The 22,590-nt window shown below is 68.9% G+C and carries 18 protein-coding genes; 13 read left to right on the forward strand and 5 right to left on the reverse strand.

What is annotated here, in order from left to right; all coding sequences use genetic code 11:
- The first annotated feature begins 67 nt into the window (after window positions 1–67).
- Window positions 68–1,549, forward strand: coding sequence for an amidohydrolase family protein (locus ACQ1W9_RS07930; protein WP_431026093.1), 1,482 nt, complete (start codon window positions 68–70; stop codon window positions 1,547–1,549).
- A 311-nt stretch (window positions 1,550–1,860) separates the two neighbouring features.
- Here the strand turns inward: ACQ1W9_RS07930 and holA are convergent, their stop codons facing one another.
- Genes holA through leuS form a run of 3 tightly spaced genes read right to left on the reverse strand, consistent with a single transcriptional unit; the run spans window position 1,861 to window position 6,076 of the window.
- Window positions 1,861–2,919 carry a DNA polymerase III subunit delta gene (gene holA, locus ACQ1W9_RS07935; RefSeq protein WP_431026094.1) on the reverse strand — a complete coding sequence of 353 codons (1,059 nt, stop codon included), beginning with the start codon at window positions 2,917–2,919 and terminating at the stop codon, window positions 1,861–1,863.
- Window positions 2,920–2,934: 15 nt separating this feature from the next.
- On the reverse strand, window positions 2,935–3,423 hold the full coding sequence (lptE, locus tag ACQ1W9_RS07940; RefSeq protein ID WP_431026095.1) for an LPS assembly lipoprotein LptE: 489 nt from the start codon (window positions 3,421–3,423) through the stop codon (window positions 2,935–2,937).
- Between the two features lie 34 nt (window positions 3,424–3,457).
- Entirely contained in the window at window positions 3,458–6,076 is a 2,619-nt protein-coding gene (leuS, locus tag ACQ1W9_RS07945) for a leucine--tRNA ligase (protein ID WP_431026096.1), read from the reverse strand.
- A 196-nt stretch (window positions 6,077–6,272) separates the two neighbouring features.
- Between leuS and ACQ1W9_RS07950 the strand changes: the two genes are divergently transcribed.
- Window positions 6,273–6,785 (forward strand): zinc ribbon-containing protein, encoded by a 513-nt coding sequence (locus ACQ1W9_RS07950; protein ID WP_431026097.1) that lies wholly within the window; start codon window positions 6,273–6,275, stop codon window positions 6,783–6,785.
- Window positions 6,786–6,793: 8 nt separating this feature from the next.
- Here the strand turns inward: ACQ1W9_RS07950 and ACQ1W9_RS07955 are convergent, their stop codons facing one another.
- Entirely contained in the window at window positions 6,794–8,134 is a 1,341-nt protein-coding gene (locus tag ACQ1W9_RS07955) for a hypothetical protein (RefSeq protein WP_431026098.1), read from the reverse strand.
- 187 nt (window positions 8,135–8,321) lie between these two features.
- Here ACQ1W9_RS07955 and ACQ1W9_RS07960 point away from each other — a divergent pair, with 187 nt between their 5' ends.
- A complete protein-coding gene (locus ACQ1W9_RS07960; protein WP_431026099.1) occupies window positions 8,322–9,635 on the forward strand; it encodes an acyltransferase family protein in 1,314 nt (437 codons plus the stop codon).
- Here ACQ1W9_RS07960 and ACQ1W9_RS07965 read toward each other — a convergent pair.
- The gene (locus ACQ1W9_RS07965) at window positions 9,632–10,525 is read right to left on the reverse strand and encodes a LysR family transcriptional regulator (protein WP_346062138.1); all 894 of its coding nucleotides are present in this window, start codon (window positions 10,523–10,525) and stop codon (window positions 9,632–9,634) included. The genes ACQ1W9_RS07960 and ACQ1W9_RS07965 overlap by 4 nt on opposite strands.
- A 335-nt stretch (window positions 10,526–10,860) precedes the next feature.
- Here ACQ1W9_RS07965 and leuC point away from each other — a divergent pair, with 335 nt between their 5' ends.
- The 10 genes from leuC to accD all read left to right on the forward strand — a co-directional run bounded on the left by leuC (window position 10,861) and on the right by accD (window position 22,588).
- The gene (gene leuC / locus ACQ1W9_RS07970) at window positions 10,861–12,306 is read left to right on the forward strand and encodes a 3-isopropylmalate dehydratase large subunit (RefSeq protein WP_431026100.1); all 1,446 of its coding nucleotides are present in this window, start codon (window positions 10,861–10,863) and stop codon (window positions 12,304–12,306) included.
- A gap of 3 nt (window positions 12,307–12,309) precedes the next feature.
- Window positions 12,310–12,957: a 3-isopropylmalate dehydratase small subunit gene (gene leuD / locus ACQ1W9_RS07975; RefSeq protein ID WP_431026101.1), complete on the forward strand. Its 648-nt coding sequence runs from the start codon at window positions 12,310–12,312 to the stop codon at window positions 12,955–12,957.
- A gap of 36 nt (window positions 12,958–12,993) precedes the next feature.
- Window positions 12,994–14,073 (forward strand): 3-isopropylmalate dehydrogenase, encoded by a 1,080-nt coding sequence (gene leuB, locus ACQ1W9_RS07980; RefSeq protein ID WP_431026102.1) that lies wholly within the window; start codon window positions 12,994–12,996, stop codon window positions 14,071–14,073.
- A gap of 91 nt (window positions 14,074–14,164) precedes the next feature.
- The gene (gene asd / locus ACQ1W9_RS07985) at window positions 14,165–15,280 is read left to right on the forward strand and encodes an aspartate-semialdehyde dehydrogenase (protein ID WP_431026103.1); all 1,116 of its coding nucleotides are present in this window, start codon (window positions 14,165–14,167) and stop codon (window positions 15,278–15,280) included.
- A gap of 164 nt (window positions 15,281–15,444) precedes the next feature.
- The gene (locus tag ACQ1W9_RS07990; RefSeq protein ID WP_431026104.1) at window positions 15,445–17,940 is read left to right on the forward strand and encodes a FimV/HubP family polar landmark protein; all 2,496 of its coding nucleotides are present in this window, start codon (window positions 15,445–15,447) and stop codon (window positions 17,938–17,940) included.
- Window positions 17,941–17,944: 4 nt separating this feature from the next.
- Window positions 17,945–18,868 (forward strand): tRNA pseudouridine(38-40) synthase TruA, encoded by a 924-nt coding sequence (gene truA / locus ACQ1W9_RS07995; protein WP_431026105.1) that lies wholly within the window; start codon window positions 17,945–17,947, stop codon window positions 18,866–18,868.
- A 5-nt stretch (window positions 18,869–18,873) separates the two neighbouring features.
- On the forward strand, window positions 18,874–19,518 hold the full coding sequence (locus ACQ1W9_RS08000; RefSeq protein WP_431026106.1) for a phosphoribosylanthranilate isomerase: 645 nt from the start codon (window positions 18,874–18,876) through the stop codon (window positions 19,516–19,518).
- Window positions 19,519–19,528: 10 nt separating this feature from the next.
- Window positions 19,529–20,743, forward strand: coding sequence for a tryptophan synthase subunit beta (trpB, locus tag ACQ1W9_RS08005; protein ID WP_431026107.1), 1,215 nt, complete (start codon window positions 19,529–19,531; stop codon window positions 20,741–20,743).
- Between the two features lie 10 nt (window positions 20,744–20,753).
- Window positions 20,754–21,557, forward strand: coding sequence for a tryptophan synthase subunit alpha (gene trpA / locus ACQ1W9_RS08010; RefSeq protein ID WP_431026108.1), 804 nt, complete (start codon window positions 20,754–20,756; stop codon window positions 21,555–21,557).
- A 74-nt stretch (window positions 21,558–21,631) separates the two neighbouring features.
- Complete coding sequence (gene accD, locus ACQ1W9_RS08015) at window positions 21,632–22,588, forward strand: acetyl-CoA carboxylase, carboxyltransferase subunit beta (RefSeq protein ID WP_431026109.1); 957 nt, start codon at window positions 21,632–21,634, stop codon at window positions 22,586–22,588.
- Window positions 22,589–22,590: the final 2 nt, after the last annotated feature.

The raw sequence follows: 22,590 nt of genomic DNA on the forward strand, positions 1-22,590 counted from the left end.
CAGCACTTGCCGGTGAGTCGGGCTGGCCTACACTGGATAAGTCATGCCTGATAAAAGGAACTTATCGATGGTTGCCCCAGCTTGTCACCACCTCCATGCCGACGGTCACGGCCCCTGCTGCTGTGGATCGCCGCTGTTGCAGCAGTTTCATCGGCGGATCATGGCGGATCTCTCCCGTCGCCACTTCCTGGGCGGGTCTGCCGCCATGCTGGCGCTCTTCGCCGGCCTGAGGGCGCCGCGCCTGGTGGCCGAACCCTCCCGCCAACCCCGGGGGCCGCTGCTGTTGACCGGACTGCGCCTCTTCGACGGCAGCGGCACGCCGCCCCGGGAGGGCGTGGCCCTGCGTATCGAGGAGGGGCGTATCGCCGCCATGCTCTCGGCGGAGGAGGGGGCCCGGCTCGAGATGGAGGGGGAACGCATCGATTGCGGTGGCCGGGTGGTGATGCCGGGGCTGATCGATGCCCACTGGCACAGCACCCTGGCGGCGATCACCCAGGCCGCCGCCATGACCGCCGACGTGGGCTATATCCATCTGGTGGCGGCCCGGGAGGCGGAGCGCACCCTGCTGCGGGGGGTGACCACGGTGCGCGACGCGGGTGGGCCGGCCTTCGCCCTGAAGCGGGCCATCGACGAGGGGGTGGTGGCGGGGCCGCGGATCTTCCCCTCCGGGGCGATGATTTCCCAGACCTCCGGGCACGGGGACTTTCGCATGCGCCACGAGGTGCCCCGGGGCAGCACCACGCCGCTGAACGAGATCGAGCGCCAGGGGGTGGCGACTATCGCCGATGGCGAGACCGAGGTGCTGCGCCGCACCCGGGAGCAACTGATGCTGGGCGCCTCCCAGATCAAGCTGATGGCCGGCGGCGGGGTCGCCTCCACCTATGACCCCCTGGACAGCACCCAGTATGGGGAGGACGAGTTACGGGCGGCGGTGGCGGCCGCCGAGGACTGGGGCACCTATGTGATGACCCATGTCTATACGCCGCGGGGCATTCAGCGGGCGATTCGCGCCGGGGTGCGTTGTATCGAGCACGGGCAACTGGCCGACGAGGAGACCGTGCGGATGATGGCGGGAGAGGGCATCTGGTGGAGCCTGCAGCCCTTCCTGATGGACGAGGATGCCAACGTCTACCCGGACGAGGCGCGTCGGGAGAGCCAGCGGCTGGTCTCCGAGGGCACCGAGCGGGCCTATGCCCTGGCCGAGCGTTTCGACGTCAAGACCGCCTGGGGCACCGATATCCTCTTCAGCCCCCAGAACACGCCCAGCCAGGGGCGCCAGTTGGCCAAGCTGACGCGCTTTTATGACCCCCTGACGGTGCTGGCCATGGCCACCGGCAACAACGGCGAGCTGCTGGGACTCTCCGGGCCGCGCAGCCCCTACCCGGGGCGTCTCGGGCGGATCGAGGAGGGGGCCCTGGCGGACCTGCTGGTGGTGGACGGCGACCCGAGCCAGAGCCTCGACTTCCTGGCCGACCCGGAGACCCATCTGCGCCTGATCATCAAGGGCGGGCGCATCTACAAGGACAGCCTGGACCAGGCCAGGGCCTAGGTTTTTTCGAAAAGCGGGGAGTCAGCCCACCTTGTCGGCGTAGGGGGTTCGGCCAGGGGGCCGCGCTCTCCGGCCAAGACCCATCTGCGCCTGATCATCAAGGGCGGGCGTATCTACAAGGACAGCCTGGATCAGGCCAGGGCCTAGGTTTTTTCGAAAAGTTGGGGGTCAGCCCACCTTGTCGGCGTAGGGGGCTCGGCCAGGAGGCCGCGCTCTCCGGCCAAGACCCATCTGCGCCTGATCATGAAGGGCGGATCTACAAGGACAGCTTGGATCAGGCCAGGGCCTAGGTTTTTTCGAAAAGCGGGGAGTCAGCCCACCTTGTAGGCATAGGGGGACCCGGCCAAGGGGCCGCGGCCCCCGGCCAGGGTCAGCGCCAGGTCGTGGAGGCCGTCCCACAGCGGCACCGGGCTGGCGCCCTTGATGGCCAGGTCGAGGCGCTGGGCGAAGAGTAGCAGCTTGTGCAGGCGCTTGGTGGGCAGGCGGTTCAAGGCCTGCTGGTAGGCGGGGCGGCGCTTGTCGAAGATCGGCGGCTTCTGGGCCTTGCAGGCGTGTTCGAAGCTCTGCCCCTGGTCGAGGTGCTGGTAGAGGGAGAGCAGGGTGCGCAGCTCCCGGGTCAGCACCCAGAGTACCAGGGTCGCCTCCACCCCTTCGCCGCGCAGCCCGGCGAGAATCCGCGAGGCGCGCTCCCGCTCGCCACGCAGGCAGGCGTCGCTCAGGGTAAAAATATCGTAGCGGGCGCTCTCCTCGACGCCACCGGCGATGGCGGCGGCGTCCAGGCGGGCCCCGGGGGGCATCAGCAGGGCCAGCTTCTGCAGTTCCTGGTCGGCGGCCAGCAGGTTGCCCTCGGTGCGCTCGCCGAGCAGCCGGGCGGCCTCCATATCCAGGCTCAGGCCATGGCGGGCGGCCCGGTCGCGTAGCCAGAAACCGAGGCGCTGGTGATCCACCGGCCATACCGGGACGAACAGGCCGAGTTTGTCGAGAGCCTTGAACCAGGCGCTCTTCTGTTCGCGGAAGTCGAGCTTGCCCATGCTCAGCAGGAGGATATTGTCGCTGCCCTCCAGCCCCTCGGCATAGGCCTTGAGCGCCTTGGAGCCCTCCTGGCCCAGTTTGGCACCGCCCAGGCGCAGCTCGATCAGCTTGGAGGAGGCGAACAGCGACAGGCTGGCGCTGGCCTCCAGCAGTTGGCTCCACTGGAAGCCATTCTCCACATGCAGCACCTCCCGCTCCTCCACGCCCCGGGCGCGGGCGGCGGCGCGCACGGCGTCGCAGGCTTCCTGATGCAGCAGGGGCTCCTCGCCGGCCACGATCACCACCGGCGGCAGCGCCTTGGCCAGCGCCTCGGGGAGCTTGTCGGGAAAGACCTTCATTCTATCGCTCGCATCTCACCGCTCGTTCAGGGGGCGCAGGCGATCGAGCAGCCGCGAGGCGGCCTCGCGGCGCAGGTTGGCCTCGGCCTCGCGGCGCTGATCGTCCGCGGCCAGCAGGTTGGCCTCGTTGATATGCAGCCGTTGGCTGACGCTGAGGGTCTCCTGGGGCAGCAGGTAGGCGCCGTCCTCGGCCCGCTGTACCGAGAAGGGCGCCTCGAGGATCAGCTCGATCTCGCGGTTACCGCTCTCCATCAGCCCCAGGGGACGTTCGCGGATTCGCTCGGCGCCCAGGTTGAGGCGCAGCGGCGCCGCCTCGTCCAGGCGGGTGCCGCCGCGGGTCAGGCGCTCGCGCACTGCCTCCGCCAGGTCGTCATTGGCGGCGGCCAGGTGCAGGGACTCGAGGCCGCTGGCGGTATCGAAGCCGCGCAGTTGGAAACCGCAGCCGCCCAGGCCGAGGCCGGCGATGCCGGCCAGGGTCAGGCGCAGAAAGTGACGCCGTTGCATCTTGGCTCTCCTTGGCCCATGGGAGGGGTGGGCCCTAGCCCACCACGATATTGACCAGCTTGCCGGGTACCACGATCACCTTGCGGACCGTCTTGCCCTCCAGGTGGCGCTGGACGTTCTCGGCGCCCAGGGCCTCGGCCTCCACGGTCTGCTTGTCGGCATCCGGGGCGACCTGGATGCGCGCCCGCAGCTTGCCGTTGACCTGCACCACCAGCTCGATGCTGTCGCGGGCCAGGGCGGACTCGTCGAGGCGCGGCCAGGCGGCGTCGATGGCCGGCCCCTCGTGGCCCAGCTCGGCCCAGAGGGCATGGCCGATATGCGGGGTAATGGGAGCCAGCAGCAGCACGCAGGCCTCCACCGCCTCCCGGGCCACGGCCAGGCCCTGGGGCGAGGTGTCGCCGCTCTCGTTGTGGAATCGGCCGAGCGCGTTGGTCAGCTCCATCACCGCGGCGATGGCGGTATTGAAGGTGGTGCGGCGACCGATGTCGTCGCTGGCCTTCTTGATGGTCTCGTGGGTCTTGCGGCGCAGGTCGCGCTGAGCATCATCGAGGGCGGCGGTGTCCAGCGGCGCCGGCTCGCCGGCGGCCAGGTGCTCGCTGGCCAGGCGCCACAGGCGCTTGAGGAAGCGGTTGGCGCCCTCGACGCCGGAGTCGGACCACTCGAGGGACTGCTCCGGCGGCGCGGCGAACATCATGAACAGGCGCACGGTATCGGCGCCGAAGCGCTCGATCATCGACTGGGGATCGACGCCGTTGTTCTTCGACTTGGACATCTTCTCGATGCCGCCCATCGCCACCGGCTGGCCGTCGTCGATCAGCACCGCGCTCACCGGACGGCCCTTGTCGTCGCGCTTGACCTCCACGTCGGCGGGGTTGAACCAGGTCTTGGCGCCGTTGGCCTCCTCCCGGTAGAAGGTCTCGGCGATCACCATGCCCTGGGTCAGCAGGCGCTGGAAGGGCTCGTCGGAGTCGACCAGGCCGAAGTCGCGCATCAGCTTGTGGAAGAAGCGCGCGTAGAGCAGGTGCAGGATGGCGTGCTCGATGCCGCCGATATAGAGGTCCACCGGCAGCCAGTAGTTGGCGCGCTCGTCGAGCATGGCGTCCGGGTTGTCGGCGCAGCAGAAGCGCGCGTAGTACCAGGAGGACTCCATAAAGGTGTCGAAGGTGTCGGTCTCGCGGACCCAGCCATCGCCCAGGTCGGAGAACTCCGGCATCTTCTTCAGCGGCGAGCCGGAGGCATCCACGGTGACTTCCTGGGGCAGGGCCACCGGCAGCTCCTCGTCGGAGAGCGGCACGGTCTGGCCCTCGGGGCCGTACTTGACCGGAATCGGCGCGCCCCAGTAGCGCTGGCGGGCCACGCCCCAGTCACGCAGGCGGAAGTTGGTCTTGACCTCGCCGACGCCCTTCTCGGCGAGTTTGGCGGCGATGGCATCGAAGGCCGCCTCGAAGTCGAGGCCGTCGAACTCGCCGGAGTGGATCAGCCGGCCGTACTCGACGTAGGCGCCCTCGGAGAGATCCGGGGCCTGGCCGTTTTCGTCACTGATCACCGCCTCGATGGGCAGGCCGTACTTGGTGGCGAACTCCCAGTCACGCTGGTCATGGCCGGGCACCGCCATCACCGCGCCGGTGCCGAACTCCATCAGCACGAAGTTGGCCACATAGACGGGGACCTCGCGGCCGGTCAGCGGGTGCACCGCCACCTGGCCGGTGGCCATGCCTTTCTTCTCCTTGGTGGCCAGCTCCGCCTCGGAAGTGCCGCCCCGGGCGCACTCCTCGCAGAAGGCGGCAAGCTCGGCGTTGCCCTCGGCGGCGGCCTTGGCCAGCGGATGAGCCGCGGCCACCGCCACATAGGTGACACCCATCAGGGTATCGGGGCGGGTGGTATAGACCGACAGCGGCTCGGCGGGGGTGCCGTCGGCGGCCTTGATGTCGGAGCCCTCAGCGGGTTTGATCTCAAAGCTCAGCTCCACGCCGCGGGACTTGCCGATCCAGTTGCGCTGCATGGTCTTGACCTGCTCGGGCCACTCCACCTGGTCCAGGTCGGCCAGCAGCTCCTCGGCATAGTCGGTGATCTTGAGGAACCACAGCGGGATCTCCTTGCGCTCCACCAGGGCGCCGGAGCGCCAGCCGCGCCCCTCGATTACCTGCTCGTTGGCCAGCACGGTCTGGTCCACCGGGTCCCAGTTGACGGTGGACATCTTCTTGTAGACCAGCCCCTTCTCCACCAGCTTGGTGAAGAACCACTGCTCCCAGCGGTAGTAGTCCGCGTCGCAGGTGGCGAACTCGCGGCTCCAGTCGTAGGCGAAGCCCAGGGCCTGGAGCTGGTTGCGCATGTAGTCGATGTTCTCGTAGGTCCACTTGGCCGGCGGCACCTGGTTCTTGATGGCGGCGTTCTCCGCCGGCATGCCGAAGGCGTCCCAGCCCATGGGCTGCAGGACGTTCTTGCCCTGCATGCGCTGGTAGCGGGAGACCACGTCGCCGATGGTGTAGTTGCGCACATGACCCATGTGTAGCTTGCCGCTGGGGTAGGGGAACATCGACAAGCAGTAGAACTTCTCGCGATTGGCGTCTTCGACGGCCTTGAAGCACTCGTTCTTCACCCAGAACTGCTGGGCATCGCGTTCGATCTCATGGGGGTTGTACTGTGCGTCCATCGGTTCGGTCTGTCACCTTGTGGAGGGGGATGGCGTAAGCGTTGGCGAGTTCCAGGCGCCGCCGCGGCCTAGACTGTGCTACAACTGGCGAAACGGCGGCTTGGCACCATCGAATGGGGCACAAGCATACCTTAGTAAGGTCCTGTCAGGTAAGGGCCTGGCCCGGCGCCAGGCCGGTGGAACCAAGGAGCGCACCATGAGCGAGCACAAAGAGCGGGAGCATCGGCTGCGGGAAGGCTATGAGCGCATGCTGGGGCGTCTTCAGCATGGCGCCGACGAGCTCTCCTGGGAGGCCCTGCAGCAGGAGCTGGACGAGGCGGTGGAGTTCGAGGCGGAGCTCGAGGAGTTCACCAAGGACGAGCTCTCCCTGCTGCGGGCCTGGGTGGAGCGCGACCTGCGCGAGATGCGCCGCTACCTGGCGGCGGGGGGGCATGGCGTGGCCAGCTGGCTGGGCATCGACCTCTCGGTGCTGTCGCGCAAGGTCACCGATGCGCTCTTCTCCATCGCCGACCGCTCGGTGATCGAGCGCGAACAACTGACCGACGATCTCGAGGCGGCCCGGGCCGACTACTGCGAGGGCGAGATCGCCGCCCCCGGGCGCATGGCCTGCGTGCACTGCGGCGCCACCGTGGTGCTCGAGAGCGTGACCCGCCTGGAGCCCTGTCACCAGTGCGGCCACCGTTACTTCTCCCGGGCCTCTGAGGCATAGGGGAGTGGTTAGAGCAGCCGATCCAGCGCCAGGATCACCACCACAACCAATAGCGACATCACCGCGGCGTAGGTCAAGTTATGGCGCATCATGGTGTAGCCACTGGTGCCGTAGCGCCCCTGCAGCGAGAGGTTGATCCCCGACAGGGGCCCCACGGCGGTTCCCACCCCCCAGGCCGCCAGGGCCACGAAGCCCAGCAGGGTCAGGCGGCTGCCCTCCAGGTCGAGCAGCGAGGCCAGGGTCGAGACCCCGATGATGGGGTGCAGCCCGGCGATGGCGCTGGCGATGATGGCCAGGTAGCTCAGCGCCGCTTCCCTGGCGCCGAAGTGCGCGAAGAGCACCCAGTCCCCGCCGCTGGCGGCACTCACCCAGGCGGAGAGCCCCTGGGTGAAGAGGCCGGCACACAGGAACAGCGAAATCTCGCCACGCATCGCCGGTAGCCGCTGGCGGGCATGATCCAGGACGCGCCGGGCGGTCCAGCGCGGCCCCTTGGGCAGGTTGCTGGCCAGGGCCACCGTCGGCAGCAGGAAGGTGATCAGGCTGACGATGGAGAGCCCTGGAGTCAGGACATAGTGGAAGAGCAGCACCAGCGCCGCCATGGCGCTGGGCATCAGCAGATTGGTGGGGGTGAGGGCGTGGCCCGGCGTCCGGGAGAGGTCGAAGCGCCGCCCCAGCTCCAGGCAGGTCAAGGCGCCGGAGAAGAGCGCCAGGGGCATCCCGAAGGCGAGGATCCAGCCGTAGCTCATGTCGGGGGCCACGGTGAGCGCCACCCCCATGGAGGCGAAGAAGGGCGACCAGAGGGCGGCACTGGAGAGGCCGCGGTTGAGGGTCAGCAGCTGCGGCGTGGTGAGTTCGCCCCGGGCGTGCAGACGATCCCCGACCATAAAGACCGTGGAGAGGTTGAGGATGGCGCCGAGCAGATGCACGCTGAGCCAGGTATGGGCGATACCGCGCCAGCCGGTGACCAGCCGTCTGGGGGCCGCCGGCGGTCGGGTGCCGAGCAGGCCGAGGAAGCTCACCCCCACCAGCATGGCCACCACATAGACATTGCCCTCCAGGCTGCGGGCCCAGTCGATGGTCGCCCCGTGGCGTAGCTGGCTGAGTAGCAGGAAGCCGCCCCCCAGCAGGGCCAGGGCGCCGGCCTGGAGGCGGGTGCGCCGGGGAATATCCCGCCACAGCAGCAGTGTCGCCGCCCAGAACAGGTAGCTGACCCAGGGAGCCGGCATCGGTAACGGCGTAAAGTAGAGGATCTGGGTGATCAGGCCCAGCAGCAACAGCAGGCCGGCGATGACCCGGCGCGGCGTGGGGCGGGGCGGGGTGCCCTGGGGGGCGGGAACCGGTCGGGACACGGGGCCTCTCTTGCACAAGAACATCAGGACGACGGGAAGGTCGTCGCAAAGGTTAGCATCCTAGGGAAAGGCAGGCACCGGCTTGACTCGCCGAGTCGGAAGGAAGAGAGTGTTATGAAACACTGTTCTATTACTCTCTGTCGCCACTCGCCGGCCAAACACCTGCCCGATATCGAAGGAGCGAGTCATGTCGTCAGCACGAGCCCCCAATGACGCTGCTTCCCGGGATCGTTATCCCGATGCCCTGCGCGCCGGCGCCTTGCTGGTGGTGGTCTTCGGCCACTGGCTGGCGACCCTGCCGCGCCTCGAGGAGGGGCTGATGGTGGCCACCGACCACCTGCTGGTGGTCTGGGCCGGCGCCGGGGCGCTGACCTGGGTGTTGCAGGTGGTGCCGCTGTTCGTTTTCGTGTCGGCGGCGGTCAGCGCCGAGGGGGCCCAGCGGCGGCTGAGTCAGGGCGATCGACAGCTCCACTGGTGGGCGGGGCGCGCCCTGGGGCTGGCGCGGCCCACCGTCACCTACCTGGCGGCGCTGTCGCTGCTGGCCCTCGTGACCGGCGGACGCTTCCTGGGCCTGCTCAATCACTCCCTGACCATTCACCTGTGGTTTCTGATGATGCTGCTGGGGGTGCAGGCGCTGCTGCCGCTGGGTGTCTGGGCCGATAACCGCTGGGGGCTCAAGGCGGTGGTGGCCCTGGTGGTGATCGCCGCCGGCGTTGACCTGCTGCGCGCCGGAATCACCGCCCCCGGACAGCTCCTGACTCTGGGCGAGCGGGTCACCGCCAGCGCCGGCGGTATCGGCTGGATCAATGTGGCGGCGGTGTGGCTGTTGCCCCAGCAGTTGGGCATCGCCTGGCGGCGCGGGCGCTTTGCGGGGGTCGGTGTGGGGATCGGCCTGCTGCTGCTCGGCCTGGGGTGGCTGGCCGCCGCCGTGGCCAGTGGCTACCCCCTGGCCATGGTCGATGGTCGCGTCGGCGCCCCCAGCAACCTGCTGCCGCCGACCCTGGCCCTGGTGGGGGTGATGTGGCTCCAGGTGGGTGCGGTGCTGCTCTTCGAGTCGCCGGCGCGGCGCCTGCTGGCGCGGCGTCCCATCGACCGCCTGGTCACCCTCCTCGGCGCCCTGGGCATGCCGCTCTATCTCTGGCACAAGCTCGCCGAGTTGCCGGCGGCCTGGGTGGGGGAACGCCTGGGACTGCCCATCGATGCCGGGGTGCCCGGGGAGGCCGGTTTCTGGCTGGGGCGTCTCTGGTGGCTGCTGCTGTGTGCCCTGACGGTGGCCCCGGTGATGGTGGCGGTGGTGAGCTTTGAGGTGCGGCGCAAGCGCGGCCTGGTCCAGGCCGGCGCCACGCGGGTGATCCTCGCCGGGGGCGCGGCCCTGCTGGGCGGGATCCTGCTGAGCCTGGCCCTGGGCGCCATGCCCGGCGCCCTGTTCGGCCTGGCGGGCGTGGCCGCCGCCTCCTGGCTGCTGCGGGCCCATCCCCAACCCGCCGAGAGGCCGAGCTAGCCCCAGTGCCTGGCCTCGGGGCTGCGCGCCGCTTCCAGCATCGCCAGCATGGAGCGGGCTGCGTTGGAGAGGGTGCGGCTCTTGTGCATCAGGTAGCCCAGGGGGCGCTGGATGGGGCGGTGGTCGATGGGCAGTACCTCGATCTCGTCGTCGATCAGGCTCTCCGGCAGCACGCTCCAGCCCAGGCCGATGGCGACCATCATCTTGAGGGTCTCCAGGTAGTTGGTGGAGAGCGCCACCTGCACCTTGAGCCCTTCCCGGGCGAAGGTGTCGACGACGATGCCGCGGGTAAAGGTCAGGTGGCCCGGCAGCACCGCATCGAAGGTGGAGAGGGCCGAGAGCGGCAACTGTTCCCGGCCGGCCAGGGGGTGGTCGCGGCCGCAGACGAAGCGCAGCTGGTCGACCCATACCGGCACCACGGTGAGATCGGGGGCGGGGGAGGGGGCCAGGGTCACCACCGCGAGTTCCAGTTCGCCGTCCAGCACGTCCTGATAGGCCTGCTCCGAGTCGAGGAAGCGCATGTCCAGGCGCACCTCCGGGTGGGCCTGGGTATAGGCCTTGAGGATCGGCGGCAGACGGTGCAGGCCGATATGGTGGCTGGTGGCCATGGTCAGGCTGCCGCCCACGTCGCCGCTGAGGTTACCGATGGCGCGGCGGCTGTCGTCCACCATCACCAGGATCTGGCGGGCCCGGGGCAGTAGCAGGCGGCCCGCCTCGGTGAGGCTGACCCGCCGGCCGATGCGGTCGAAGAGACGGGCGCCGACCTGGTCCTCGAGACCGGCGATGCGCTTGCTCACCGCTGGCTGGGTCAGGTGCAGGTGCTCGCCGGCCAGGGAGAAGGAGCCGTGGTCGGCCACGGCGAGAAAGGCCTGAAGGCTCTGGGTATCCATTGCAAGGCTCCGGGGAGTGTTTCCGGGCTATCGCGGCTGGCATGGCCGAGGGGCGCTGGGGACAGGGCGGAGCGGGGGTTTTTTGCCAGGGATGGCAAAAGTAGCGCCCAGGGAGGGGTTTACAGCGCCCCGCGACGACCTGTCCTCAGGTTAGCCCCGGACCGCTATGCGGAAAGCGTGCCACCTGCGATAGCTTCGGGGATGTTATATCTCCATTGTATTCCATGTTGGAATCCAAAGGATAAAGAACATGAATTGATTTTATGGGTGGCGCCCCCTAGTCTCGAGGCATCAGAGAAGCGCGGGCAGCGAGCCCGCCCCTGGAGGAGACCCCCATGGCAGGCCAGACGCTCTACGACAAGCTGTGGTCACAGCACCTGGTAAAGGAACGTGACGACGGTACCGCCCTGATCTATATCGACCGCCACCTGCTCCACGAGGTGACCTCGCCCCAGGCCTTCGAGGGCTTGCGCCTGGCGGGCCGCCGGCCCTGGCGCCTGGACGCCAACCTGGCCACTCCGGACCATAACGTGCCCACCACCGTGGTGGAGCGGGCCCGGGGCAACGCCGGCATTCAGGATCCGGTGTCGCTGATCCAGGTGCAGACCCTGGACGACAACTGCGAAGCCTTCGGCATCGAGGAGTTCAAGATCAACGACGCCCGCCAGGGCATCGTCCATGTGGTGGGCCCGGAGCAGGGCGCCACCCTGCCGGGCATGACCGTGGTGTGCGGTGACTCCCATACCGCCACCCATGGCGCCTTCGCGGCCCTGGCCCACGGCATCGGCACCTCCGAGGTGGAGCATGTGCTGGCCACCCAATGCCTGCTGGCCCAGAAGATGAAGAACATGCTGGTGCGGGTCGAGGGCGAGCTGGGCCTCGGCGTCACCGCCAAGGACATCGTGCTGGCGGTGATCGGCAAGATCGGCACCGCCGGCGGCACCGGCTACGCCATCGAGTTCGCCGGCAGCGCCATCCGCGGCCTCTCCATGGAAGGCCGCATGACGGTCTGCAACATGGCCATCGAGGCGGGCGCCCGGGTCGGCCTGATCGCGGTGGACGACACCACCATCGACTACCTCAAGGATCGCCCCTACGCGCCCAGTGCCGCCCAGTGGGAGGCCGCCGTGGCCGACTGGCGCGGCCTGGTCTCCGACGCCGATGCGCGCTTCGACAAGGTGGTCGAGCTGGATGCCGCCGCGATCGAGCCCCAGGTGACCTGGGGCACCAGCCCCGAGATGGTCACCGGCGTCTCCGGCGAGGTGCCCGACCCCGAGGCCCAGGCGGATGCCACCCTGAAGAGCGGCTACCAGCGCGCCCTGGAGTACATGGGCCTGGCGCCCAGGCAGAAGATCACCGATATCCGCCTCGACAAGGTGTTTATCGGCTCCTGCACCAACTCGCGGATCGAGGACCTGCGCGAGGCGGCCAAGGTGGCCAAGGGCAAGAAGGTCGCCGACTCCGTCCAGTTGGCCATGGTGGTGCCGGGCTCCGGCCTGGTGAAGCGCCAGGCCGAGGCCGAGGGACTCGACAAGGTCTTCGTCGAGGCGGGCTTCGAGTGGCGCGAGCCGGGCTGCTCCATGTGCCTGGCCATGAACGCCGACAAGCTGGGCGCCGGCGAGCACTGCGCCTCCACCTCGAACCGCAACTTCGAGGGTCGCCAGGGCTACGGCGGGCGCACTCACCTGGTGAGCCCGGCCATGGCCGCCGCCGCCGCCATCGCCGGTCACTTCGTCGATGTGCGCACCCTCGAATCGAACCGCGCCGCCCAGGAGGCCTGAGTCATGCAGAAATTCGAACGTCAGCAGGGGCTGGTGGCGCCCCTCGATCGGGCCAACGTGGACACCGATCTGATCATCCCCAAGCAGTTCCTCAAGTCGATCCAGCGCAGCGGCTTCGGCGTCAACCTCTTCGACGAACTGCGTTACCTGGACGAGGGCCAGCCGGGCCAGGACTGCTCGACGCGCCCCCTCAACCCCGATTTCGTGCTCAACCAGGCGCGTTACCAGGGCGCTAGCGTGTTGCTGGCGCGGCGCAACTTCGGTTGCGGCAGTTCCCGGGAGCACGCCCCCTGGGCCCTGGCCGACTTCGGCTTCCGGGTAGTGATCGCGCCGAGCTTCGCCGATATCTTCTACAACAACGCCTTCAAGAACGGCATCCTGCTGATCACCCTGGCGGAGGAGGCCGTCGACCGGCTGTTCCGCGAGGTGGAGGCCAGCGAGGGCTATCGCCTCGACGTGGACCTGGAGCAGCAGCGCATCACCACGCCGAGCGGCGAGATCCTCGAGTTCGCGGTGGACGCCTTCCGCAAGCACTGCCTGCTCGAGGGGCTCGACGATATCGGCATCACCCTGCAGGACGAGGAGGCCATCCGCGCCTTCGAGCAGAAGCATCGCGCCGCCCGCCCCTGGCTGTTCCGTCAGGCCGGCTGAGCCGCCTATTCATCGATTCAAGGGAAGACACAGCTGATGAGCCGCAAGATTCTCGTTCTGCCGGGCGACGGTATCGGTCCGGAAATCACCCGCGAGGCGGTCAAGGTCCTCGAGGCCTGCCAGGCCAAGGGCCTGGACGTGACCCTGGAAGAGGGCCTGGTGGGGGGCGCCGGCTATGACGCCCATGGCGAGCCGCTGCCCGCGGTGACCCTCGACAAGGCCAGGGCCGCCGACGCCATCCTGCTGGGCGCCGTGGGCGGCCCCCAGTGGGACACCCTGGAGGACCTCTCCAAGCGTCCCGAGAAGGGGCTGTTGGGGCTGCGCAAGAACCTGGGGCTGTTCGGCAACCTGCGCCCGGCGCTGCTCTACCCGCAGCTGGCCGAGGCCTCGACCCTCAAGCCCGAGGTGGTCTCCGGCCTGGATATCCTGATCGTCCGCGAGCTGACCGGCGGTATCTACTTCGGCCAGCCCCGGGGCATCGAGGAGCGCGACGGCGAGCGGGTCGGTTTCAACACCTATGTCTACTCGGAGTCGGAGATCGAGCGTATCGGTCGCCTGGCCTTCGAGATGGCCCAGAAGCGTGGCAAGAAACTGTGCAGCGTCGACAAGGCCAACGTGCTGGAGGTGACCATCCTGTGGCGCGAGATCATGGAGCGCCTGGCGCCGGAGTACCCGGACGTGGAACTCTCGCACATGTACGTGGATAACGCCGCCATGCAGCTGGTGCGCGCCCCCAAGCAGTTCGACGTCATCGTCACCGGCAACATGTTCGGCGATATCCTCTCGGACGCCGCCGCCATGCTCACCGGCTCCATCGGCATGCTGCCCTCGGCGTCCCTCAACGAGAGCGGCCAGGGCATGTACGAGCCCTGCCACGGCAGTGCCCCGGATATCGCCGGGCAGAATATCGCCAATCCGCTGGCCACCATCCTCTCGGTGGCCATGATGCTGCGCTACTCTCTGGGTGAGACCGCCCTGGCCGAGCGGATCGAGAGCGCCGTGGGCCAGGTGCTGGATCAGGGCCTGCGTACCGCCGATATCGCCTATCCGGGCACCCGCCAGGTTTCCACCACCGAGATGGGCGACGCCGTACTGGCCGCCTTCGAGGCGCTCTAAACGCGCCCTCGGTATCGTTGCGCCCGTGGCACCCGCGGGCGCTTCCTCCCCTCGAAAGGGGAGGCACACATTTTTTCAGGAGGACATTCACATGTTGAAAGTCGGTTTTGTCGGTTGGCGTGGCATGGTGGGCTCCGTGCTGATGCAGCGCATGGTGGAAGACGGAGACTTCAAGGGCATCGAGCCCATCTTCTTTACCACCTCCCAGGTCGGTCAGCCGGGCCCGGACGTCGGCGTGGAAGTGCCCCCCCTCAAGGATGCCTTCGACCAGGAGGCCCTCAAGGCCCTGGACGTGGTCATCACCTGTCAGGGTGGCGATTATACCCAGGCGGTCTACCAGGACCTGCGTCAGGCCGGCTGGAAGGGCTACTGGATCGACGCCGCCAGCACCCTGCGCATGGCGGACGAGGCGACCATCGTCCTGGATCCGGTCAACCGCCATGTGATCGATACTCAACTGGCCAAGGGCGCCAAGACCTTCGTCGGCGGCAACTGCACCGTGTCGCTGATGCTGATGGGCCTGGGCGGGCTCTTCGAGGCCGGTATGGTCGAGTGGATGACCTCCATGACCTACCAGGCCGCCTCCGGCTCCGGCGCCAAGCATATGCGCGAGCTGCTCAACCAGATGGGCGCCCTGCGCGACAGCGTGGCCTCCGAACTCGCCGATCCGGCCAGCGCCATCCTGGATATCGACCGCAAGGTCACCGCGGCCATGCGCGGCGGCGACTTCCCCACCGAGAACTTCACCGCGCCGCTGGCCGGCAGCCTCTTGCCGTGGATCGACGTCAAGCGTGACAACGGCCAGAGCAAGGAGGAGTGGAAGGGCAGCGTCGAGACCAACAAGATCCTCGGCCTCGACAACAACCCCATCCCCATCGATGGCCTCTGCGTGCGTATCGGCGCCATGCGCTCCCATAGCCAGGCCTTCACCATCAAGCTGAAGCAGGACGTGCCCCTGGACGAGATCGAGGAGCGCATCGCCAAGCACAACGACTGGGTCAAGGTGGTGCCCAACGACAAGGAGGCGACCATCGCCGACCTGACCCCGGCGGCGGCCACCGGTACCCTCAGCGTCCCGGTGGGGCGCTTGCGCAAGCTGGCCATGGGCGGCGACTACCTCTCCGCCTTCAGCGTCGGCGACCAGTTGCTGTGGGGCGCCGCCGAGCCCCTCAAGCGGATGCTCAAGATCCTCCGCGAACAGCAGTAAGCGCCGGAAACGCGAAAGCCGCAAAACGCCTCCCCTGGGAGGCGTTTTGCATGATGGCTCCCTTGTACAGCGGCCGTTGAAACGCCCCGGGAAAGGCGGGGCGGAGAGCGGTATCTTGAGTGTTACACTGACAAACAGTGACACTTTAGCCATAGGTGGCCGCCATGAAACGCAAGCTCAAGGGTGCCGTGCTGCTCGGACTCTCCCTGGCCAGTCCCCAGGCGCTGGCTCTGGGGGTGGGGGCGCTGGAGGTGCACTCTCCCCTGGGGGCGCCCCTGGAGGCCACCATTCCCCTCTATGATACCCAGGGGCTCGATCCGGCGGCCTTCCAGGCGCGCCTCGCCGATGCCCAGACCTATGCCCGCGCCGGCCTGGCCCGCAGTGAGCCGCTCCGCGACCTCGGCTTCCGGGTCGAGCGCCGCGGCGCCCGCCTGGTGCTGGCACTCGACTCGCGACGGCCGATCAATGAGCCTTACCTGGATCTGTTGATCGACCTGGAGTGGCCGGGGGGGCAGCAACTGCGCCAGATCACCCTCTTGCTGGATCCCCCGGACTACCGCCCCCTGGGGGAGCCCGCCGCGCCCCGGGTGCCGGCCACGCCCGCGACCCCGGCGCCTGCCGCGACACCCCGGACCGCTTCCTCGCCAGCCGCCCCTTCTTCGGCGGCGCAAGCCCAAGACGATCCCGCCTTCGTGCGCTCCGGAGATACCCTCTGGGCGGTGGCCAGCCGGCTACGCCCGGATAGCGACGTCAGCATGCACCAGATGATGCTGGCCCTGGTGGCGGCCAACCCCGAGGTCTTTCCCAACGGCAATATCAACCAGATGCGCGCCGGCTTTGCCCTGAGGGTGCCGGGGCGCGAGGGCCTGGTGGCGATCTCCCGGGCCGAGGCGGACCAGTTGGTGCAGGCCCACTATCAGGCCTGGGCCAATCGCGGCGGCGGCGCCCCGGCGCCGGTCGCCATGCCGACGCTGGTTGCGGCGGTCGCATCCCGGGCCGAGGCCGCCCGGGAAGCGCTGCCTCCCGAGAGTGGTGAGGCCGAGGCGCAGGCCGAGGCCGAACCCACCACGGAGGTGTCAGGCGGCGAGGCTCCGGCGCCCTCCGCCGAGTCGACGCCGGCAGCGCCCGCCGCCCAAGAGGCGGAAGGCGAGGCCGTGGCGCCAAGCGCCGGCGACGAGCAGGCCGCCCCGCGGCTGGTGCTGCTGAGCGATGCCGAACTGGCGGCGGAGCAGGCGGCCGGGCAGGCCGACGAGGAGGGCGCCATCGAGCCGGCCTTCGGAGAGTCCGTCGCCGAGGAAGCGCAGGCGTCGGCCCTGGCCGCGGCGGATGGCCTGACCGAAGGGAAAGACGTAGTCGAGGAGAGCGCTCCCACCCCAATGCAGAGTGGCGAGCCGCTGCTGGCCCAGTTGTCCGCGGCGGAGGAAGCCGGGCTCGCCGAGGAGGCCATTCCCTCCGGGGAGCTGGCCGAGCTGCGCGACGAGCGCGATGAACTGCGTGACGAGATCGGTGCCCTGCGCGACGAGATGGCCGCCCTGCGCGAGCAGTTGGTGGCCCTGGCCGCCGACGATAGTGGGACCGATGGGGCCGGCCCCGGGGGGATCGTGCCGCCCGATAGCGCGACGCCTGCCGAGGGCGCCCCGGCCCAGGATCGTCCCTGGTGGGGAGCGATCTGGGCCGGTGCCCGGGATCATACCCTGGCCCTGGGCGGTGCCGCCCTGGCATTACTGCTGGCGCTCTGGGCACTGCTGCGCCGGCGTAGCGAGGAGGACGAGGGGCAGAGCTTCGCCGAGCTCTATGCGGCGAGCCCGGCGCCGGAGGCCCATCCGGCCCGGGCGGTGCCCGGACCGGCCCAGCCGGGGCGTAGCGCCCTCCCCGAGGCGGAGGCGATCAGCGAGGCGGATATCTTTATCGCCTATGGCCGCTATGACCAGGCCAGAGAATTGCTGGAGGCGAGCCTGGCCCGGGATCCCGGTCGCGATGACTTGCGCCTGAAGCTGATGACGGTGCTGGTGGAGCAGCGCGATTGGGCGGCGGCACGCCGCGAGGGCGAGTTACTCGAGGCCCACGGCGATCCCGTCCTGGCCGCCGAGCTGGCGCGCCTGCAGGCCCGCTGCCAGGCGGAGGCCGATGGCGAGCCCTCGGCTCCCGCCGAGCCCCAGGAGCCAAGCCCCGGTGAGCCGAGTGTCTATTCGCCCCAGGCCGACTCGGTGGAGCGGATGATCGATTATGGTCCCTCGCAGGATATGGGAGACGAGCCCGGCACCTCGGCGGGCGAGACGCCCCGGCCCGAGTCGTCGGAGCGGGAGCGGATTATCGACTATCGCCCGCCCCAGATCGAGCCCGTCGAGCCCCAGGGCGAGACGCCCCAGCAGCCCGAGGTGGCCTTTACCGGCGATGACGAGGCGGCAGCGCCGCCGGCCGATGCGGCGATTCCCGCGGATTGGGAGGTGGAGGAGCTGGCCTTCCCGCCCGCGGATCTGGATAATGAAGCTCCCGCCGCTGCCCCGGCAGCGCAGCGGCTCCTGGCCGAGGCTCAAGCCTTGCTCGACACGGGCGAGCGCGAGCGGGCCGCCGAGCTGCTGGCCCGCGTCGTGGCCGACGGCGATGACCAACGACGAGAGCAGGCGCGGGCCCTGATCGCCCAGCACAACCTCCGATGAGCCGATGCCCCTGTTCGAGCCCCTAGACGAGACCCGCCCCCTGACCGGACGCCTGGCCCTGGGCGTGGAATACGATGGCAGCGCCTACTGCGGCTGGCAGCGCCTCAAGCATGCCGCTTCGGTGCAGGCCTCCCTGGAAGAGGCCCTGTCGAGGGTCGCCGCCGCCCCGGTCAAGGTGCTGTGTAGCGGCCGTACCGACAGCGGCGTGCATGCCACCCGCCAGGTGGTGCATTTCGACCCGCCGGCGCCGCGCTCCCAGAAGGCCTGGGTGTTCGGCGTCAATGCCAACCTGCCACGGGATATCGCCGTGCGCTGGGTGCATCCGGTGCCCGACGACTTCCATGCGCGCTTCAGGGCCCTGGCGCGGCGCTACCGCTACGTGATCCTCAACCAGCCCAGCCGTCCGGTGCTGGAGCGCGCCAACGTCACCTGGTGTCGCGACCCCCTGGACGCCGAGGCCATGCACCGCGCCGCCCAGGTACTGGTGGGCGAGCACGACTTCTCCAGCTTCCGCGCCGCCGGCTGCCAGTCGAAGAGCCCCTGGCGCCATCTGCACTTTATCGAGGTGCATCGCCATGGCCCCCTGGTGGTCATCGACGTCCAGGGCAACGCCTTCCTGCATCATATGATTCGCAATATCGCCGGCGCCCTGGTGGCGGTGGGGCGCGGCGAGCAGGCCGAGACCTACCTGGCCGAGCTGATGACCCTGAAGGATCGCGCCCGGGGCGCCGTGACCGCCCCGGCCTGTGGCCTGCACTTCGTCGACTCCCTCTATGACGAGGCCTATGGGCTGCCCCGGGAGCCATTGGGCCCCAGCCTGCTGGCCTTCCTGGGCGAGTGGACCGGCGAGCGCCCCCTGCCCGACTGCCCCATGGTCGAGTATCGCCGCGGCCGCCCGATCGCCTCCCTCACCGCCGCCGAGGAGTAAGCCCCATGTTGCAACGTACCCGGGTCAAGATCTGCGGGTTGACCCGCGAAGCGGATATAGACACCGCCGTGGCCGCCGGCGCCGATGCCCTGGGCTTCGTGATGTGGCCGGGCAGCCAGCGCGGCCTCGATCTCGAGCGCCTGGCCGCCTTGAGCGCCCGGGTGCCGGCCTTCGTCACCCGGGTGGGGCTCTTCGTCGACCAGGAGCCCGCGCTGATCGCCCGCTGCGCCGAGCACCTGGATCTGCTGCAGCTCCACGGCAAGGAATCTCCCGAGTTCTGCGAGGCCCTGCCGCGGCCCTGGATCAAGGCGCTGCGCATGCGCGAGGGCCTCGATCTGCATGGCGCGGCGGCGGACTATGCCGGCGCCCGGGCCCTGCTGCTGGACGCCTACAAGCCCGGCGTGCCGGGGGGCACCGGCGAGACCTTCGACTGGTCGCGGATCCCCGCAAGCCTGGCAAAACCTGTTATTCTCGCGGGAGGCTTGAGCGCCGACAATGTCGGCCAGGCGATCGCCGCGGTGCAGCCCTTCGCCGTCGATGTCTCCGGCGGGGTGGAGAGCGCCCCCGGGGTCAAGGACCCCGCCAAGATCGCAGCCTTCCTGCGCCAGGTATTCCTGAGCCATCCCATCCAAGCCCAAGCGACCCTGTGAGGTGTCTTTCGTGACCAAGTTCAGCGACCTGACCCGACTGCCCGATGCCCGTGGCCACTTCGGCCCCTACGGCGGCCGGTTCGTATCGGAAACGTTGAGCTTCGCCCTGGAGGAGTTGGAGAGCATCTACGCGAGCCTTCGCGACGATCCCGACTTCCAGGCCGAATTCGACCGTGACCTGGCCCACTATGTGGGTCGTCCCTCGCCGCTCTATCATGCCGAGCGATGGTCACGGGAGCTGGGTGGCGCGCAGATCTGGCTGAAGCGGGAAGACCTCAACCACACCGGCGCCCACAAGGTGAACAACACCATCGGCCAGGCCCTGCTGGCCAAGAAGAGCGGCAAGCCGCGGGTCATCGCCGAGACCGGCGCCGGCCAGCACGGCGTGGCCACCGCCACGGTGGCGGCGCGCCTGGGCCTGGAGTGCGAGGTCTATATGGGCGCCGAAGACGTCGAGCGCCAGAAGCTCAACGTCTACCGCATGCAGCTGCTGGGCGCCAGGGTGATTCCGGTGGAGTCCGGCACCCGCACCCTCAAGGACGCCATGAACGAGGCGCTGCGCGACTGGGTCACCAACGTCGACAACACCTTCTATATCATCGGCACCGTGGCCGGCCCGCATCCCTACCCGATGCTGGTGCGCGACTTCAATGCCGTGGTGGGCCGCGAGGCGCGCCGCCAGTCCCTGGAGCAGATCGGCCGTTTGCCGGACGCCCTGGTGGCCTGCGTCGGTGGCGGCTCCAACGCCATGGGGCTCTTCTACCCCTTCGTCGAGGACGACGAGGTGAAGATGTACGGGGTCGAGGCGGGCGGCGACGGCGTCGAGACCGGTCGCCACGCCGCGCCGCTGGCCTCCAATGCGCCGCGCGGCGTGCTGCATGGCAACCGCACCTACCTGATGTCCGACGAAGCGGGGCAGGTCAGCGATACTCACTCCATCTCCGCCGGCCTGGATTACCCCGGCGTCGGCCCCGAGCACGCCCTGTGGAAGGACGTGGGGCGGGTCGAGTACGTGACCGCCAACGACGACGCCGTGCTCGAGGCGTTCCGCGAGCTGACCCGGGTCGAGGGCATCATGCCCGCGCTGGAATCCGCCCATGCCCTGGCCTATGCCAAGGTGCTGGCGCCGACGATGCGCCCCGATCAGCATATCGTGGTCAACCTCTCCGGCCGCGGTGACAAGGACATCATGACCGTTGCCAAGCTCGACGGCATCGTAATCTAAGGACGCCCCGATGAATCGTATCGACCAACGCTTCGCCGACCTCAAGGCGCAGGGCCGCAAGGCCCTGATTCCCTACCTCACCGCCGGGGACCCGGGGCCCGAGCACACCGTGGGCTTTATGCATGCCCTGGTGGAGGCGGGCGCCGACGTGATCGAGCTGGGGGTGCCTTTCTCCGACCCCATGGCCGATGGCCCGGTGATCCAGAAGGCCTGCGAGCGCGCCCTGGCCAAGGGCGTGCGGCTGAGCCACCTGTTCGAGATGGTCAGCGAGTTCCGTCGCCAGGATGCCACCACCCCGGTGGTACTGATGGGCTACCTCAACCCCATCGAGCGGCTGGGTTACGAGGCCTTCGCCGATGCCGCCGCGAGCGCCGGCGTCGACGGGGTGCTGATCGTCGACATGCCGCCGGAGGAGGCCGAGGAACTGGGGCCGATTCTCAAGGCCCGCGGCCTGGCGATGATCTTCCTGGTGGCCCCTACCACCTCCGAGGCTCGGGCCGCTACAATATGCGCCCATGGCGAGGGCTATCTCTACTATGTCTCCCTCAAGGGGGTGACCGGCTCGGCCCAACTGGATGCCGGCGACGTGGCCAGCCACCTGGCGCCGCTGCGGCGCCTGACCGACCTGCCGCTGTGCGTCGGCTTCGGCATCCGCGATGGCGCCTCGGCGGCGGCGGTGGGGGGTGTCTCCGACGGTGTGATCGTCGGCAGTGCCCTGGTCAGCCGGATCGCCGAAGGGGGCGAGGCCCCGGAGGGCATCGCCCCGGTATTGAAGAAGGTGCTCGGCGAGATGCGCCAGGCCCTGGATGCCTGAGCCGTCGCGGCACCCGTATTGACTCACTGCAGGCCCGGCGATTGCCGGGCCGCCTATGATGGAATTCTTCTGCTATGAGCTGGCTTGACAAGATCGTGCCGTCCATGGGGCGCATTCAGCGCAAGGATCGCCGTGCGAGCGTTCCCGATGGCCTGTGGCGCAAGTGCCCCAAGTGCGAGGCGGTGCTCTACCTCCCCGAGCTCGAGAAGCATCACAACGTCTGTCCCAAGTGTGATCACCACCTGCGCCTGACCGCCCGCAAGCGGCTGCAGTGGTTCCTCGACAAGGAGGGCCGCGAGGAGATCAGCGCCGACCTGGAGCCGACGGATCGCCTCAAGTTCCGTGATTCCAAGAAGTACAAGGATCGCCTGGTCGCGGCCCAGAAGGGCACCAGCGAGAAGGATGCCCTGGTGGCCATGCGCGGCAGCCTGGATGGCCTGCCGGTGGTGGCGGTGGCCTTCGAGTTCACCTTTATGGGCGGTTCCATGGGCGCCGTGGTGGGCGAGAAGTTCGTGCGCGCCGCCAGCCGGGCCCTGGAAGAGGGCATCCCGCTGGTCTGCTTCGCCGCCTCCGGCGGGGCGCGGATGCAGGAAGCGCTGTTCTCGCTGATGCAGATGGCCAAGACCTCGGCGGCCCTGGAGAAGCTCAAGCAGGCCGGGGTGCCCTATATCTCGGTGCTCACCGACCCGGTCTATGGCGGCGTCTCCGCCTCCCTGGCCATGCTCGGCGACCTCAACGTGGCCGAGCCCAATGCGCTGATCGGCTTCGCCGGGCCGCGGGTGATCGAGCAGACCGTGCGCGAGAAGCTGCCGGAAGGCTTCCAGCGCAGCGAGTTCCTCCTCGAGCATGGCGCGGTCGACATGATCGTCCACCGCAACGAGATGCGCACCCGCCTGGGTGGCGTGCTGCGCAAGCTCAGCGGCCAGCCGTCGCTGGCTCAGGCGGAGGCGGCTCCCGCCGCCGAAGAGGCGCCGCTGGCCGGCGAACCGGAGGCCGATGCCGGTGACGACAGTGCCCAGGGCGCCCGTTAAGC

This window comes from Halomonas sp. H5 (assembly GCF_050613175.1).
GTDB lineage: Bacteria > Pseudomonadota > Gammaproteobacteria > Pseudomonadales > Halomonadaceae > Bisbaumannia > Bisbaumannia salifodinae.